This is a genomic window from Stappia stellulata DSM 5886, assembly GCF_000423705.1.
GTDB classification, from domain to species: domain Bacteria; phylum Pseudomonadota; class Alphaproteobacteria; order Rhizobiales; family Stappiaceae; genus Stappia; species Stappia stellulata.
In genome coordinates this window covers 65,925-80,603 of sequence record NZ_KE384082.1, presented here as the reverse complement: position 1 = coordinate 80,603, position 14,679 = coordinate 65,925, and the positions used below count along the sequence as shown (strand labels likewise).

Here is a 14,679-nt window from a genome sequence, read left to right as displayed (position 1 = left end):
GGCGCGCCCCTCTCGCGCCGCTTCTAGCGCGCCGCCCGCGCGGATGAAAGCCTCTTTTGCGCATTGCAGGGTGCTGCAAGGCGGGGGCGGGGATCTTGCCGGCTGTTCCAACAAAAAACCCCGGCGCCGGAGCGTCGGGGTCTTGTTGGATGCGGCACGCTCGGGTCGCGTTGCCGTCGTGCGTTCGCCGGTGGCGTCTACTTCACCAGCACCGGACCGCCGCCGATGGGGCGCTCGCTGTCGTTGATGATGCCCAGACGGCGCGCGACTTCCTGATAGGCTTCCAGCATTCCGCCGAGATCGCGGCGGAAGCGGTCCTTGTCCATCTTCTCGTTCGACTGGATGTCCCACAGACGGCAGCTGTCGGGGGAGATCTCGTCGGCGACGACGATGCGCATCATGTCGCCTTCCCAGAGGCGGCCGCACTCGATCTTGAAATCGACAAGACGAATGCCGGCGCCGAGGAACAGGCCGGACAGGAAGTCGTTGACGCGGATCGCGAGCGCCATGATGTCGTCCATCTCCTGGGGCGCGCACCAGCCGAAGGCGGTGATGTGCTCCTCGGAGACCATGGGATCGTCGAGCGCGTCGTTCTTGTAATAGAACTCGATGATCGAACGCGGCAGCGGCGTGCCCTCGTCGAGGCCGAGGCGCTTGGACAGCGAGCCGGCTGCGACGTTGCGGACAACGACTTCCAGCGGGATCATCTCGACCTCGCGGATAAGCTGCTCGCGCATGTTCATCCGGCGCAGGAAATGCGTCGGGATGCCGATTTCGTTGAGGTGGTTGAAGATGAACTCGGAGATCCTGTTGTTCAGGACTCCCTTGCCATCGACAATCTCATGCTTTTTGTTGTTGAAGGCGGTCGCATCATCCTTGAAGTGCTGGATGAGCGTTCCGGGCTCGGGACCCTCATAGAGGATCTTGCCCTTGCCCTCATAAATGCGCCGGCGGCGGTTCATAGGCACGTACCGTGTTCGTGAGAGAAAATCCATGCTTGCGGAAGCGCTCCGGTAACCTGCGGCCCCGCGCTTTCATCCGGCCCGGTCCGGAGGCGCGACAGCACCTGACGGTCGTGGAGGATTGGCGATGGACCGGCAGTTGGGTGTGGTTCCCCCGCTCGATGGCGCGGAAACTACACGATCGTCCGATAAAGTACAATCGAGCGGAGGAAGAGATTTCGGGGCTGTTTGAGGCGGGTTTTCCGCGGCGCGGGGCGCGGGGGCGATCACGCGTTGATTTGGCCTTGCAGCGGGGATATGCAATGACGCAACGAATCCCTACATGAGTTCCGGGGTTCACGGCCGGGTGCCAAGCCCGCGGACCCGATGACGAGGCAGGAGACACACGCATGAGCACGTTCGACCGTCGCGAGGACGCGTTTGAAAACAAGTTCGCCCACGACGAGGAGCTGCGGTTCAAGGCTGTCGCCCGCCGCAACAAGCTGCTCGGTCTTTGGGCCGCGGAAAAGCTGGGTCTGGATTCCGACAAGGCGCAGGATTACGCCAAGGAAGTCGTGCGTGCCGATTTCGAGGAGCCGGGCGAAGAGGACGTGTTCCGCAAGATCCGCAAGGATTTCGACGATGCCGGCGTGGACCAGTCCGATCACCAGATTCGCCGCACCATGGACGAATTGCTCCACACCGCTGCCGCACAGATCCAGTCCGAAGGCTGAGCCGGCGGACCAGAGCTCGGGGGCGAGTGTCCCCGGCCGGTGATGGTGACGAAATGTCCGGATCGTGCGAGTGTGCGGTGCGTTTCTGCGTTCGCCCGCTGGCCCGATGCGCTGCCTTCGGGCCGGGCGGACTCAGGCTCGCAGTTCCCCCGCCGCGTCAATGAGGTTCTTGCATGACTGACACGTCCGTTTCACTTGCCGCGCGTCTGCGCGCGGACGAAACCATCGTCACGGCATGGTCGACGCTTGCCGTTCCGGTGCTTGCGGAATTGCTCGGGCGCTCCGGCTATCCCGCAGTTACGCTGGACATGCAGCATGGCGCCCATGACATCGCCTCGGTGCGCGACGGCATTGCCGCTGCGCGTCTGGGCGGCGCGCATGCCGTCGTGCGTCCTCCGGTCGACGATTTTGCCACCGTCAGCCGCTTGTTCGATCTGGGCGCGGAAGCCGCGATCATGCCTATGGTGAACACGCCGGAAGATGCGCTGGCGCTGGTGGCCGCGGCGAAGTATCCGCCACTCGGCGCCCGCAGCTGGGGGCCGCATCGCGCCGCGATGCTGCAGGGCGTCTCACCGGCGGACTATCTGGAACGCGCCAACCGCGAGACCATTGCCTTCGCGATGATCGAAACGCCGGCCGCGCTCGAGGCGCTGGACGAGATCCTCGCGGTCGACGGTCTCGACGGTGTGTTCGTCGGACCGGGCGACATGTCGCTGACGCTTTCGGATGGCGCGGACCTCAATCCCTCAAGCGAGCGGGTTCAAACGCTTGCGGCCGATGTTGCCGCAAAGGCGCGGGCCGCCGGCAAGCTCGCCGGCATCTTCACCAACTCCGTGGAAGACGCAAAGCGCGGCAAGGAGATGGGCTTTCGTTTCATCGCGCTCGGCATCGACATGGGGCTGTTCATGGATGCCGCCTCCGACATGGCCGGCAAGCTGGACTGACATTTCTGCGGCAAGCTCGGGCATACGCGGTTTCCCCGAACGGGAAAACGCGTTGAGACGGCGTGTCACGTTTTATCCGAGCAAAAGCACGCTATATTGATGGCCGTCGAACGATGCGGTTGTCGCGCGCCCGCGCGCCGCGCTGCCTGCATCGCCGTGCCATGCCCTGGAGTGCACGCCATGTGGAAGCTGACAGCCTTGCTGTTGATTGTTGTCGCCCCGACCTTTGCCGGGATTTTCGCACTGATGCCGATGACCTTCTTCGGTCTCAATGACTATGATCCCTGGCTTCTGGCAGCCTTTGCCGCAGTCGGGTTGGTGCTGGCTGTGCCGGCGAGCTACTTCGTGGCGCGCCGGATCTCCGGGCTTGTCGAGCGGGACGCACGGTCCGTCTGACGCCGGGAGCGTTGCCCGACACATGCGGCCGGGTCCGGCGTGACCGATGCGGCTGGAGATGAAATCGGGAGGCCGGTTTTTCTGGAACCGGCCGCTTTTCGCATTCGGCGCATGTCGGTGCGGGCCGGGCCCTAAAGCGTCTTCATCAGATAGGCGAAGGACATCAGGCCTTCCGGCCAGGGGCCATGCCCGCTTTCCAGATTGATATGGCCGGCATCTCCCGCGTCCTGGAAATGCGCGCCCCAGTCCTGCGTCCAGTCCTTCGCCGTCTCGAAGGCGCAATGGGGGTCCGTTCGGCTGGCGACGATTCTTGCGGGAAACGGCAGCGGTCCCTTGGGCAACGGCAGGAAATCCGCGACTTCGAAGGCGGGCTTTGGCGTGTCTCGCGACAGATCGGTCGGCGCGACCAGGAAGGCGGCCTTGACCGCGTCCTTGGGCAGCGCGTGGGCCGCGTGCACGACAGTGTTGGCGCCGAGCGAATGCGCGACGAGCACGACCGGCCGTTCGGCGTCCTGAACGGCCTTTGTCACGGCCTCGACCCGGGTCTTCCTCGCCGGACGATGCGGGTTGCCGAGATCCACGAACCGTGCCGTCGGCATCTTCTCCGCCCATCGGTGCATCCAGTGCCCGGCCGGCGTGTCGCCGTAGCCGGGAATGAGAAGGATGTCTGCCTCGGAGATCTTCATGTCTTTTTCTTCCTGGACCTGTATGTGTTCATCGCCTCGTCGATCCATTCGGGAATGGGGGTCTGGACGTGGAAGCTTGCAGGGAAGTCGGCGGAGCGCATCAGCGCCACGACCGCTCGCATCGTGGTGCCGGAATTGTCGAAAAGGACCGCGTGATCGGCCTGTTCTATCGCCAGGGGCAACAGCGTCAATGTCCGCTTGTATCGTGCCACCACCTTGCGTGTCTCGACGTCGTGCCCGCCATCCCTGACGCGCTTTGAAACACGCGCCACGTTCAGGGCCGGACTGTCGGTCGCAACGAAGAGCAGGCGAATGAAGTAACCCGCCTCTCGCGCCTTGCGCATGAAGTCGAGCTTGCTTTCGTGGGAAAACACCGTCTCGAAAGAAAAGGCTTCGCCGCCCTCAAGAAGCGCCTGTCGTTGGCGCTCCGCCTCGTTGAATGCCCATGCCTCCCGATCCGGGCGGCTTGTGGACGCCGGCACCTCACTGGAGCCCCGTGCCAGGATGTCGTCCGCATTCACATAGGCGCCCAGATCATACCCATCCTTGACGAACTGATTGCGGAGCGTGGTTTTCCCTGACCCGTTTGGACCGGCAAAAATCGTCAGAACCGGCCGGACAGGGTCAGCCGGCATCCGGAAGCTTCAGCTTCTTCCCGATACGACGAGCCACGTCGGGAGCCGTTCCCTTGCTCATGTCCGCCTCGGGGTCGATCTCGACAACGCGACCGTCGACCAGGACGGGAAGCCGGGTTTTTCTGCTCTCCGCGTCCTTGCGAACGGCGTCCGTTGCACGGCGAGCGACCTTGCCAAGCTCTTCGAAACTGAAAGGATCAGGTGTCTTTGTCATATCGACGAACACGATACCCGTCGCTTGGTTAAGGTTCGTTTTGCGAACCGGACACCGGGAAAATAGGTTGCAAGTCCCCGGGACGCAACACTTGCGTCCGTTCGCCGGGGACTTGCCTTTTGTCTCAGCTTGCCCCGAACACCCGCGCGAAGATCGTTTCGACCGACTTGGTGTGATAACCGAGATCGAAACGGCTGCGGATTTCCTCTTCCGAAAGTGCTGCGCGCACGTCGGCATCCTTCAAGAGTTCCTCAAGGAAGTCGACGTCGGAAGACCCTTGCGTCTGGTAGCTGTCCCACACCTTCATGGCGTTGCGTTGCACGAGGCGATAGGAATCCTCGCGGCTGACGCCGGCCTGGGTGAGCGCCAGCAGGATGCGCTGCGAATGCACCAGGCCGCCCAGGCGGTTCATGTTGGCGAGCATGCGCTCGGGATAGACCATCAGCTTGTCGATGACGTTGGTGAGGCGTGCGAGCGCGAAATCGAGCGTCACGGTCGCGTCCGGGCCGATCATGCGCTCGACCGACGAGTGCGAGATGTCGCGTTCGTGCCAGAGCGCCACGTTTTCCATTGCCGGCATCGCGTAGGCGCGCACCATGCGGGCGAGACCCGTCAGGTTTTCCGTCAGCACCGGATTGCGCTTGTGCGGCATGGCGCTGGAGCCCTTCTGCCCCGGCGAGAAATACTCTTCCGCTTCCAGCACTTCGGTGCGCTGCAGGTGACGGACTTCGGTCGCCACGCGCTCGATCGAGGAGGCGATCACGCCAAGGGTGGCGAAGAACATCGCGTGACGGTCGCGCGGGATCACCTGCGTGGAAACGGGCTCCACGGCAAGGCCCATGGCCTCGGCGACATGTTCCTCGACCCGCGGATCGATATTGGCGAAGGTGCCGACAGCACCGGAAATTGCGCAAGTTGCGATCTCGGCGCGCGCCGCCAGAAGCCGGGTGCGGCAGCGGTCGAATTCCGCATAGGCCTCGGCCATCTTCAGGCCGAAGGTCACCGGCTCGGCATGGATGCCGTGCGAGCGGCCGATGCAGACCGTGTCCTTGTGCTCAAGGGCGCGGCGCTTCAGTGCGGCGAGCAACGCATCGAGGTCGGCCAGAAGCAGGTCGGCGGCGCGTGTGAGCTGCACGCTCACACAGGTGTCGAGGACGTCCGACGACGTCATGCCCTGATGCACGAAGCGGGCGTCGGGGCCGACGATTTCCGCCAGATGCGTCAGGAAGGCGATGACGTCGTGCTTGGTCTCGCGCTCGATCTCGTCGATCCGTGCCACGTCGAAGGTGGCCGCGCCGCCCTTTTCCCAGATGGTTTTCGCGGCTGCTTCCGGGATGACCCCCAGTTTGGCGAGGGCGTCGCAGGCATGCGCCTCGATTTCGAACCAAATGCGGAACTTGGTCTCGGGCGACCAGATGGCGACCATCTCGGGCCGCGAATAGCGCGGGATCATGCGGTGTCCTCGTCAGGGGGGGAATGAGTGAAAGGTGCCATATCAGACGCGGCGGCCCGGCTCAATGCGGGCGAAATACCAGGCGGCTGCAAAAAGCGGGAGAAGCATGAAGGGAAGCAGAACCCGCGCGCCCATCACCACGAAGATATAGGCCGTGGTCGCGCCGGTGAACACCTGTTCCCAGAACATGCGGTAGGAAAGCTCGTGTGTGTGCCAGTCGGCATAATAGCCGCGCAGCTGCAGGAAAAAGAAGAACGCCGTCAGCCCGGCTGTGCCCAGCGAGAGACACACCACCATCGCGGCGAAGCGCGCGGTGCGCCGCCTGCGACGCCAGGTCAGCAGGCGTGCCATTCCCCAGGCAAGCCAGGCGCCCAGGAAACTGCCGGCGGCGAAGACGAGGAAGACCGCGATCAGGCGGCCGCTCACGGCCTCGCCGCGCCCGAGCGTCAGCATGGCAACACATGCCGAGACCGTGGCGGACCAGAAGAGGGCGAAGATCAGCGGGCGCAAGGCGGGGCCTGTCCTCTTCCGGTTCAGGACGCCGCGCGGGCAGCGGCGTCGCGGATTGCGGAAATGTTGGCGCGGTAGCCGTCGACGCCGTCGCCCTTGAAGACGGCGGAGCCGGCGACCAGTGCATTGGCGCCGGCCCTGGCGACCAGCGGTGCGGTTTCAGCCGTCACGCCGCCGTCGACTTCCAGGTGGATCGGGCGGTCGCCGATCATCGCCTTGATGCGGGCGACCTTGTCGACCATCGCGGGAATGAACGACTGGCCGCCAAACCCGGGATTGACGCTCATGACAAGGATCAGGTCGAGCCGGTCGAGGACGTATTCCAGCACGCTTTCCGGCGTCGCCGGATTGAGCGAGACGCCGGCCTTCTTGCCGAGTGCGCGGATCGCCTGCAGCGAGCGGTCGAGATGGGGGCCGGCTTCCGCGTGAACGGTGATGATGTCGGACCCGGCCTTGGCGAAGGCCTCGAGGTAGGCATCGCAGGGGGCGATCATCAAATGCGTGTCGAAGATCTTGTCGGTGTGCTTGCGCATGGCGGCGATCACATCCGGTCCGAAGCTGATGTTGGGCACGAAATGCCCGTCCATTACATCCAGATGGATCCAGTCGGCGCCGGCGTCCGCCACGTCGCGAACTTCCCGTCCAAAGGCGGAAAAATCGGAGGCGAGCATGGAGGGGGCGATCACGAGGGGGAGGGACATGGCGGCAGGCGGCTCCGGTGGGTTGGACAAGTCCGCTCGCCGCTAGCACAGCCCGCCCCGGGCGACAAGCGCGACGCGCGGGGCGGGAACGATCAAAGCTTGCCGGTGATCGCGAGAAACCGCCCGTCTGGCCCTTCGAAACCGATCTTTTCCATCAGGACGAGCACGGCGAAATACGTCGGCCCGGAAAACACCGGCGTATGGGTGACGAACCGTTCGATCCGGTAGCGCAGCGGGCAGCCCCGGCTCTTGGGAATATGGCTGTCGTCGGCCAGCACCCGCGTCTCGCCCTCGTGGGTCAGCGTCAGCTTCATGCCCTGGATCGTGCCGAAGCCGTCGGGACAGTTGCCCGGCTTGGCGACAGGGATTTCCTGAAGGGCCAGCGTGACCGGGCCGCCGATCGTTGGCGCGCTGAGATTGGTCGTGGCGATCATCAGATGCGGATCGCTGGTGCGTTCGGTCGGGGGATTGTGGCCGACCGTCTGGCCGAAGCCGGCGATCCCGGTTTGCCCGAGCACGTCGTTTGCGACGTCCCGGTTCGCGGCGCGGGTGCGGGCGAGTTCCTCGGCGAAGTCGAGCGGCTGGCTGTCGTCCACCTCGTCCAGCCGGCGCTGCGGCGTGCCGGAAACCCAGCTGTCGTCGGCGACGTCGATCAGATAAATGTTGGAATAAGGAAAGCCCGAGCCGTCCTGGATGCCGAACTCCTCGAAGGCGAAGTGACTTCCGGACTTGGAGAAGCCGAGAACCTCGACCTCCGCGAAGTCGCCGGCCGTTGCGGAGATGGGCAGGGCGGCGATGGCAAGCCCGGCCAGAAATGCCAGGCTGCCGGCAAGGCGACGCCCCCGCGACCGTTGAGCTCTTGTATTGTACATTTGCAGTGTTTCCCTTGCATGAGCGGGTGGTCCCGCCGTCTGTCTTCCTTGCTAGCGGGAAATCCGGTCGACACCGTGACCGCCGTCACGACTGGGCGCTTTTGCCGCCGCGCGCCGCGCCAGCGGTCCCAGAATCCATGGCAGGAGATAGATCGGCAACTGGCCGAGGCCGAAGTAGAGCCAGGCAAGATCCGGCAGGCTGCCGCCGAGCGCGGCCACCAGCAGTCCCATGTTGCGGTTGCCGGCCGCATGCGCGAGCACGAAGGCGTGGTCCTTGCGAACGGCCGAAAACACCAGCCATGTCAGCCCCATCTGAAAGGTTGCAACGCCAAAGGTCAGAGCGCCGACGCCGAGCGTCAAAAGGGGCGTTTCGGCGAAATGCGCGGCGACCCCGTCCATCACGGCGACCGCGAAGACGAAGAGGACCAGCACGTTCAGCCCGTCGATGTGCTGGCGGGCGGCTGCAACGCGCACGGTGCCGAAGAGACGCCGGAGGATCCAGGCACAGCCCGCGGAGGCGGCGAGCAGCAAGGCAAGGCGAAGGGCGAGCGCCGGCGCGTCGATGGGAAGCGTGTCGCCGATCAGCGCGCCGCCGATCAGGGGGGCTGTGAGGGGCGTCAGCAGCATGGTGATGCACACGAGCGCGAGCGACAGGGCGCCGTCCAGCCCGATCAGCGCGATGAAGGCGGGGGCGGACATGATCGGCGGCGCGGCCGTCACGATGAAGGCGGCGAGCGCCAGATCGGGATTGTCGTCCAATAGCCCGCTGGCGGAGAGCGCCAGCGCGGTCGCGCCCGGCACGATCACGAGCATCCACAGGCTTGCCAGTGCCACGAGGCGCGGCTTTTTCACATGGGCGATCACCGCCGCCGGATCGACCCGCAGGAAGGCAAGCACCAGAAGAACGAAGATCGCCTCTTCCACGACCGGCCGGAACAGCGCGGAGAGCTGGGGCAGAAACAGGCCGAGAAGCGCGCTTACCGCGACGGCGCGGGTCCCTTGCCGCCCGAGCCAGGCGACAAGGCGCAGAGGCAGGAACAGCGCCTGCATGGGTGAACTCCGTGGGGTTGGCTGTGCCGCGTCCTGAACGGGGAGCGGGATGCTGGAGATCAAAAAAATGCGGCTTCAGTATCGACGCGGGCGACTTCCCCTTGCAAGCATCCTGTGAACGGTGTGGATAGGCACAATGCGGAACCACGATGTCATTGTTCTGGGAGGGGGAATCAGCGGTGTCTGCGCCGCCCTGCATTTGCAGGCGCGCGGCATGCGGGTTTTGCTCGTGGATCGCGCCGCGCCCGGCGACGAGGCATCGAGAGCCAACGCGGGCATTCTCGCGCGCGATGGTTTTAGTCCCGTCGACTGGCCCGCGACAACGGGCGAGATGCTTGCGCGGGTAATGCGCCCGGGCGGCCGGATCCGCGTCGACCTTCGCAGCCTGCCGGGGGCCCTGCCGTTTCTTCGCGCGGCGCATGTGGCGGTGCAGACCGGCGCGGCCGCCCGGGTCGGACGCGCCATCGCGCCGCTCCAGGCGATCGCGGCGGGCGAGCATCTGGCGCTTGCGCGCGCGGCAAGTGCGCTGCGCTTCTTCCGCCGCACGGGCTGGATCAAGATCTACCGGCACCAGACCTCCTATGAGGCCAGCGAGCAGGATCGGCATTTTGCCCGGATCTTCGGCGTTTCCTACACGGATCTCTCGGCGGCGGACCTCGTCCGGCTGGAGCCGCATCTCGTCTCCTTCGACCATGCGGGGCTTTACTGGCCCGATACGCAGTCGGTGTCCTCGCCAGGCGGCGTGACCAAGGCCTATGCGCGGCTGTTTCGCGAGCGTGGCGGCGAGACGGAGATGGGCAAGGCGGAGACGCTGGTCGCGGTCCGCGACGGTTGGTCGGTTCGCACCAGCCGGGGCGAGGCACAGGGCACGCGCGCCGTGATCGCGCTGGGCGCCGGCGCGCCGGGCGTCTTGGTGCGGCTCGGGGTCGGTCTCCCGGTCGCGACGATGCGCGGCTACCACCGGCATTTCCGGGCCGTGTCCGGCGTGACGCTGTCGCGGCCGATCACCGACATCGACAATGGCTACACGCTGACGCCGATGGAACGCGGACTGCGGCTCGTCGGCGGCCACGAGTTGATCCGTCCGGACCGCCCGGCGCGCGAAACCGCCTTGCAGCGCGCGACCGCCGCGGCGCGCGCCCTGATGCCGGTCGGCGCACAGGTGGAGGACGTGCCGATCCCCGGCGTGCGGCTTTGCATGCCCGACGGCCTGCCGGTGATGGGGCAGGTGCCGGCGCTTTCCGGTCTCTGGTTGGCGCTGGGCAACGAACGCTCGAGCTTCGGTCTCGGGGCGGCGATGGGCCGCCTGCTCGCCGAGACGATGACCGGCGAGCGTCCCTTCGCAGATCCCGCCCCCTATTCTCCGACGCGGTTTCTTTCCGACTGAAACCGCCGGGTGCGCGAGGACGGTCAGGTTTCGCGAATCGGCAGCGCCACCGTGTGTTTGACGGTATGCACCACGATGCGCGACTGCACGTCGGAGACCAGCGTATTGTCCAGGAGCTTCAGCCTGAGAAAATCGTCATAGGCCTTTATGTCGGTTGCGACCACCTTGATCAGATAGTCGACCGCGCCGGTGATTCTCTCGCAGATCACCACCTCGGGCCAGCGGTCGACCAGCTTGTCGAAGGTCTCCATGTTGTCGCGACTGGGCACGCCCAGCTTGACGAAGGCATAGGCGACGAAACCCAGGCCCACCGCCTCGCGGTCGACCACCGCGACGACCTGACGAATGATGCCGTTTTCCTTCAGCTTCTTGATGCGCCGCCAGCAGGGCGTCTGGCTCATGCCGGCCTCGCGCGCGATTTCGGCAATGGACAGCGATGCGTCGCGCTGGAGGATTTGCAGAACCCGGATGTCTGACGGATCGAGAAGATTTTTTTCGCTCATTCTGCTCTCTTGAGGAACAATATTGCCCGTAATGCGGAATTTATAGGCAGGTTAGCACAAATTTGGACGACAAAAAGGACGATATTGGACGGCATGAGAACATCGGGGCGCGTGCGGCCGACATCCGGCCCGCGCCCCAGGGAAGCGGAGGCCGTCCCATGAACGTTATCGCCAGACACATCTCTCTCGACGACAAATACAGCGCTCCCCTCGGGCGGGTCTATCTGACCGGAATCCAGGCGCTGGTGCGGCTTCCGCTCGATCAGGCGCGCATGGATGCGGCAGCCGGGCTGAAGACCGGAGGCTTCGTTTCCGGTTATCGCGGGTCGCCGCTGGCCGGCTACGATACCGAGCTGATGCGCGCCCGGCGCCACACGCAAGCCTCGAACATCGTGTTCAAGCCCGGCGTGAACGAGGAGCTTGGCGCGACGGCGGTCTGGGGGTCCCAGAAGGTCGCTCATCACGGCAAGGGCAGCGATTACGACGGCGTTTTCGGCATCTGGTACGGCAAGGCACCCGGTGTCGACCGGGCTGGCGACGTGTTGCGTCAGGCGAACGCAAGCGGCACGGCGGCGCATGGCGGGGTGCTGGCGCTCGCAGGCGACGATCATCTCGCCAAGTCCTCGATCCTGCCCGCGCAGTCGGAGTTCTTCTTCGAGCATGTGGAAATGCCCGTGCTCAACCCGTCCGACATTCAGGAAGTGCTCGACTACGGCTTGCACGGCATCGCCATGTCGCGGTTTTCCGGGCTTTGGAGCGCGATGATCTGTCTGGCCGACACGATGGATGCCTCGGCGACGATCTCGGTCGATCCGGGCCGTCTGTCCTTCGTCTTGCCGAAGTCGCAGGATCCGCGCGCGGACGACGAGTTGAATCGTGTGCTGCTTCTCGGCAACCGGCTGGAGACCGAACGGCTCCTGCGCGACATTCGCGTTCCCGCCGCCCAGGCCTATGTGCGGGCGAACGGGCTGGACCGGGTCGCCTTCGGCGCACGCAAGCCGCGCATCGGCATCGTCGCCACGGGCAAGGCCTACCGTGACCTGCGCCAGGCCTTCGACATGATCGGGATCGACGAGGCCCGCGCCCGCGACATCGGTCTGGCGATCTACAAGGTGGCGATGCCCTGGCCGCTGGAGCCGCAGGGGCTCGCCGGTTTCGCCCGGGGGCTGGAACGGCTTTTGGTGGTGGAACACAAGCGGGCGTTCCTGGAACCGCAGATCAAGGAAATCGCCTATGGCTGGCCGGAACAGGCCCGCCCGCGGATCTGGGGCAAGAAACGCCCGGACGGCTCGCCGCTTCTCTCCGACGTGCTGGAACTGGCTGTCGCGGAAATCATCCCAGCACTTCTCGCCTTCCTGCCGTCCGATCTCGTCAGCGAGGAGATGCATGCCGTCGCCGACCGGATGAACCGGCAGGTGATGTGGTCGCAGGGCCATGCGGAACGCGCCCAGCGCGTGCCCTATTTCTGCTCGGGTTGCCCCCATTCCACCTCCACCGTCGTGCCGGAGGGCGCCAGGGCGCTGCCCGGCATCGGCTGCCATGCGATGACCGAGGTCGCGGGACGAACCACCGACGGCCAGATCGCCATGGGCGGCGAGGGCGTGCTCTGGGTCGGGCAATCGCCGTTTGCCAATGACACCCATGTCTTCGCCAATGTCGGCGACGGCACCTATTTCCACTCGGCGATCCTGGCGATCCGGCAGGCCGTCGCCTCGAAGATCTCGATCACCTACAAGATCCTCTTCAACGATGCGGTGGCGATGACCGGTGGCCAGCCTGTCGACGGGCTGCTTACCGTTCCCCAGATCACGCGTCAGCTCGAAGCGGAGGGCGTCGAGCGGGTTGTCGTCGTCACCGAGGAGCCGGACGCCTATCTCGGGCGCTCAGATCTGGCACCGGGCACCGACGTGCGCCACCGGGATGACCTCATGGAGGTCCAGACCGAGCTTCAGGCGATTTCGGGCGTGACCGCGCTGATTTTCGATCAGACCTGTGCGGCTGAAAAGCGCCGCCGCCGCAAGCGTGGCAGCTTTCCCGATCCGGACCGGCGCCTCTTCATCAACGACCGTGTTTGCGAGGGCTGCGGCGACTGCTCGGTTCAGTCCAACTGTCTTTCGGTGGAACCCGCCGCAACGCCCTTCGGCGAAAAGCGGCGCATCAACCAGTCGTCCTGCAACAAGGATTTTTCCTGTGTGAAGGGCTTTTGCCCGTCCTTCGTCTTCGTGGAAGGCGCGGAGCTGCGCAAGGCGGACGGCAAGGGCATCGATATCGACGCGCTGGTCGCCAGGCTGGGCCCTGCCTCTGTCGCGGATCTCGGGACGACGCTGAATGTGCTGATCGGCGGTATCGGCGGGGCCGGCGTGACCACGACCGCCGCCGTTCTGGCAATGGCCGCGCATATGGACGGCAAGCAGGCCTCGACGCTCGACATGACCGGACTTGCGCAAAAGGGCGGTCCCGTGACGTCGCATATCCGCTTCGCGCAGGCGGAACGCAGCATCGAGGGACCGCGCATCCCGACCGCCAGTCTCGATGTGCTGATCGCCTCCGACATGGTGGTTGCGACCAATGCCGAACAGCTTGCGCTGATCGACCGCCAGAAGACCGCCGGCTTCGCCAATTCGCGGGTCGCGCCGACGGCGGAATTCGTCATGAAGCAGACGCTCTCCTTCGATGAGGCGCGCATGCGCAAGACGCTGGAGGAGGCCTGTCCGCTGTTTCATGCGCATGATGTTGCCGGCGTTGCCGAGGCGGTGCTGGGCGATGCGATCTTCGCCAACATGATGCTTGTCGGCATGGCGCATCAGGCGGGACGCCTGCCGATTTCCACCGATGCGCTGGAAGCCGCGATCCGGCTGAACGGCGCGGCGGTCGACAAGAACCTCGCGGCCTTCCGCGCCGGACGGGTGCTGGCTGACACGCCCGAGGCGCTGCTCTCAGCACTTCCGTCTTCGGACGAGAACGCGGGTGGCGACGATATGGACCTTGGCGAGCGGATCGCGTTTCTGGCCCGCGAACTGACCGCCTATCAGGACGAGGCCTATGCGCAGACCTTCCTTGCCGCCATTGACGCGGTGCGGACGGCGGACGAGGCGAAGGGTGCCGGCACCATGCGTCTGACGCGCACCGCCGCCGACATGCTCTACAAGGTCATGGCCTACAAGGACGAATACGAGGTGGCGCGGCTTTATTCCGATCCCGCGTTCAAGGCGAAGCTCGCGGCGCAATTCGCCGATCCGCGCAAGCTGAAGGTCATGCTGGCGCCGCCGCTGATCTCCCGCGAAGCCGACCCCAAGACCGGCCGGCCGAAGAAGATCGCCTTCGGTCCGTGGATCTTTGCAGCCTTCGGTCTGCTTGCGCGGCTGAAGGGCCTGCGCGGCGGGGCGTTCGACATCTTCGGGCGGACGGCGGAACGGCGGGCCGAACGGGCGCTTGTTTCAAGCTATCTGGCCGATCTGTCGATGATCGCGAAACACGTCGGGACGACGAATTACGGGCTGCTGGTCGAGATCGCGCGGGTGCCGGATCTGGTGCGCGGCTTCGGTCCGGTGAAGGCGGCGAACCTTGAAAAGGCGGCGGCCAAGCGCGCGCAGTTGCTTGGCAAGCTTGGCGAGGAAACACCGGAAGGTCCGGTGATGGAAGCTGCGGAATAG

15 protein-coding genes are annotated in these 14,679 nt (G+C 65.3%); 5 read left to right on the top strand and 10 right to left on the bottom strand.

Annotation, left to right across the window (positions count from 1 at the left end; translation table 11 throughout):
- Positions 1–197 precede the first annotated feature (197 nt).
- On the bottom strand, positions 198–995 hold the full coding sequence (gene purC / locus G572_RS0112690; protein WP_029058805.1) for a phosphoribosylaminoimidazolesuccinocarboxamide synthase: 798 nt from the start codon (positions 993–995) through the stop codon (positions 198–200).
- 356 nt (positions 996–1,351) lie between these two features.
- On the opposite strand from purC, the gene G572_RS0112685 reads away from it, so the two are divergent.
- The 3 genes from G572_RS0112685 (at position 1,352) to G572_RS0112675 (ending at position 3,015) form a co-directional block, all read left to right on the top strand.
- The gene (locus G572_RS0112685; protein ID WP_029058804.1) at positions 1,352–1,675 is read left to right on the top strand and encodes a DUF1476 domain-containing protein; all 324 of its coding nucleotides are present in this window, start codon (positions 1,352–1,354) and stop codon (positions 1,673–1,675) included.
- Between the two features lie 173 nt (positions 1,676–1,848).
- On the top strand, positions 1,849–2,619 hold the full coding sequence (locus tag G572_RS0112680) for an HpcH/HpaI aldolase family protein (protein ID WP_029058803.1): 771 nt from the start codon (positions 1,849–1,851) through the stop codon (positions 2,617–2,619).
- Between the two features lie 180 nt (positions 2,620–2,799).
- Positions 2,800–3,015, top strand: a complete 216-nt coding sequence (locus G572_RS0112675; protein ID WP_029058802.1) for a hypothetical protein — start codon at positions 2,800–2,802, stop codon at positions 3,013–3,015.
- A 131-nt stretch (positions 3,016–3,146) separates the two neighbouring features.
- Here G572_RS0112675 and G572_RS0112670 read toward each other — a convergent pair whose 3' ends face one another.
- The 8 genes from G572_RS0112670 to G572_RS23685 form a co-directional block, all read right to left on the bottom strand.
- Entirely contained in the window at positions 3,147–3,701 is a 555-nt protein-coding gene (locus G572_RS0112670; protein ID WP_029058801.1) for an RBBP9/YdeN family alpha/beta hydrolase, read from the bottom strand.
- Positions 3,698–4,336 (bottom strand): ATPase, encoded by a 639-nt coding sequence (locus tag G572_RS23690; protein WP_051242299.1) that lies wholly within the window; start codon positions 4,334–4,336, stop codon positions 3,698–3,700. The genes G572_RS0112670 and G572_RS23690 overlap by 4 nt, the downstream gene beginning before the upstream one ends.
- Complete coding sequence (locus tag G572_RS0112660; RefSeq protein WP_156884596.1) at positions 4,326–4,550, bottom strand: hypothetical protein; 225 nt, start codon at positions 4,548–4,550, stop codon at positions 4,326–4,328. The genes G572_RS23690 and G572_RS0112660 overlap by 11 nt, the downstream gene beginning before the upstream one ends.
- A 124-nt stretch (positions 4,551–4,674) precedes the next feature.
- Complete coding sequence (gene purB / locus G572_RS0112655) at positions 4,675–6,003, bottom strand: adenylosuccinate lyase (protein WP_029058799.1); 1,329 nt, start codon at positions 6,001–6,003, stop codon at positions 4,675–4,677.
- Positions 6,004–6,045: 42 nt separating this feature from the next.
- On the bottom strand, positions 6,046–6,513 hold the full coding sequence (locus G572_RS0112650; RefSeq protein WP_051242296.1) for a hypothetical protein: 468 nt from the start codon (positions 6,511–6,513) through the stop codon (positions 6,046–6,048).
- A gap of 23 nt (positions 6,514–6,536) precedes the next feature.
- Positions 6,537–7,214, bottom strand: a complete 678-nt coding sequence (gene rpe, locus G572_RS0112645) for a ribulose-phosphate 3-epimerase (protein WP_029058797.1) — start codon at positions 7,212–7,214, stop codon at positions 6,537–6,539.
- A 92-nt stretch (positions 7,215–7,306) separates the two neighbouring features.
- Positions 7,307–8,086, bottom strand: a complete 780-nt coding sequence (locus tag G572_RS0112640; protein ID WP_084650112.1) for a DUF2259 domain-containing protein — start codon at positions 8,084–8,086, stop codon at positions 7,307–7,309.
- A 51-nt stretch (positions 8,087–8,137) separates the two neighbouring features.
- Positions 8,138–9,136, bottom strand: a complete 999-nt coding sequence (locus G572_RS23685; protein ID WP_037546815.1) for a sodium:proton symporter — start codon at positions 9,134–9,136, stop codon at positions 8,138–8,140.
- Positions 9,137–9,272: 136 nt separating this feature from the next.
- Here G572_RS23685 and G572_RS0112630 point away from each other — a divergent pair, with 136 nt between their 5' ends.
- Positions 9,273–10,523, top strand: a complete 1,251-nt coding sequence (locus tag G572_RS0112630) for an NAD(P)/FAD-dependent oxidoreductase (RefSeq protein WP_029058795.1) — start codon at positions 9,273–9,275, stop codon at positions 10,521–10,523.
- 23 nt (positions 10,524–10,546) lie between these two features.
- Here G572_RS0112630 and G572_RS0112625 read toward each other — a convergent pair whose 3' ends face one another.
- Positions 10,547–11,026: an Lrp/AsnC family transcriptional regulator gene (locus G572_RS0112625; RefSeq protein WP_029058794.1), complete on the bottom strand. Its 480-nt coding sequence runs from the start codon at positions 11,024–11,026 to the stop codon at positions 10,547–10,549.
- Between the two features lie 158 nt (positions 11,027–11,184).
- Here G572_RS0112625 and G572_RS0112620 point away from each other — a divergent pair, with 158 nt between their 5' ends.
- Positions 11,185–14,679 carry an indolepyruvate ferredoxin oxidoreductase family protein gene (locus G572_RS0112620; protein ID WP_029058793.1) on the top strand — a complete coding sequence of 1,165 codons (3,495 nt, stop codon included), beginning with the start codon at positions 11,185–11,187 and terminating at the stop codon, positions 14,677–14,679.

Bases quoted from the DNA above. Each gene is read 5' to 3' on its own strand.
- G572_RS0112640 (WP_084650112.1), bottom strand. From the start codon at position 8,086: ATGTACAATACAAGAGCTCAACGGTCGCGGGGGCGTCGCCTTGCCGGC.
- G572_RS23690 (WP_051242299.1), bottom strand. From the start codon at position 4,336: ATGCCGGCTGACCCTGTCCGGCCGGTTCTGACGATTTTTGCCGGTCCA.
- purC (WP_029058805.1), bottom strand. From the start codon at position 995: ATGGATTTTCTCTCACGAACACGGTACGTGCCTATGAACCGCCGCCGG.
- G572_RS0112620 (WP_029058793.1), top strand. From the start codon at position 11,185: ATGAACGTTATCGCCAGACACATCTCTCTCGACGACAAATACAGCGCT.
- G572_RS0112685 (WP_029058804.1), top strand. From the start codon at position 1,352: ATGAGCACGTTCGACCGTCGCGAGGACGCGTTTGAAAACAAGTTCGCC.
- G572_RS0112660 (WP_156884596.1), bottom strand. From the start codon at position 4,550: ATGACAAAGACACCTGATCCTTTCAGTTTCGAAGAGCTTGGCAAGGTC.
- G572_RS0112680 (WP_029058803.1), top strand. From the start codon at position 1,849: ATGACTGACACGTCCGTTTCACTTGCCGCGCGTCTGCGCGCGGACGAA.
- G572_RS0112630 (WP_029058795.1), top strand. From the start codon at position 9,273: ATGCGGAACCACGATGTCATTGTTCTGGGAGGGGGAATCAGCGGTGTC.
- G572_RS0112670 (WP_029058801.1), bottom strand. From the start codon at position 3,701: ATGAAGATCTCCGAGGCAGACATCCTTCTCATTCCCGGCTACGGCGAC.
- rpe (WP_029058797.1), bottom strand. From the start codon at position 7,214: ATGTCCCTCCCCCTCGTGATCGCCCCCTCCATGCTCGCCTCCGATTTT.
- G572_RS23685 (WP_037546815.1), bottom strand. From the start codon at position 9,136: ATGCAGGCGCTGTTCCTGCCTCTGCGCCTTGTCGCCTGGCTCGGGCGG.
- G572_RS0112625 (WP_029058794.1), bottom strand. From the start codon at position 11,026: ATGAGCGAAAAAAATCTTCTCGATCCGTCAGACATCCGGGTTCTGCAA.
- G572_RS0112675 (WP_029058802.1), top strand. From the start codon at position 2,800: ATGTGGAAGCTGACAGCCTTGCTGTTGATTGTTGTCGCCCCGACCTTT.
- purB (WP_029058799.1), bottom strand. From the start codon at position 6,003: ATGATCCCGCGCTATTCGCGGCCCGAGATGGTCGCCATCTGGTCGCCC.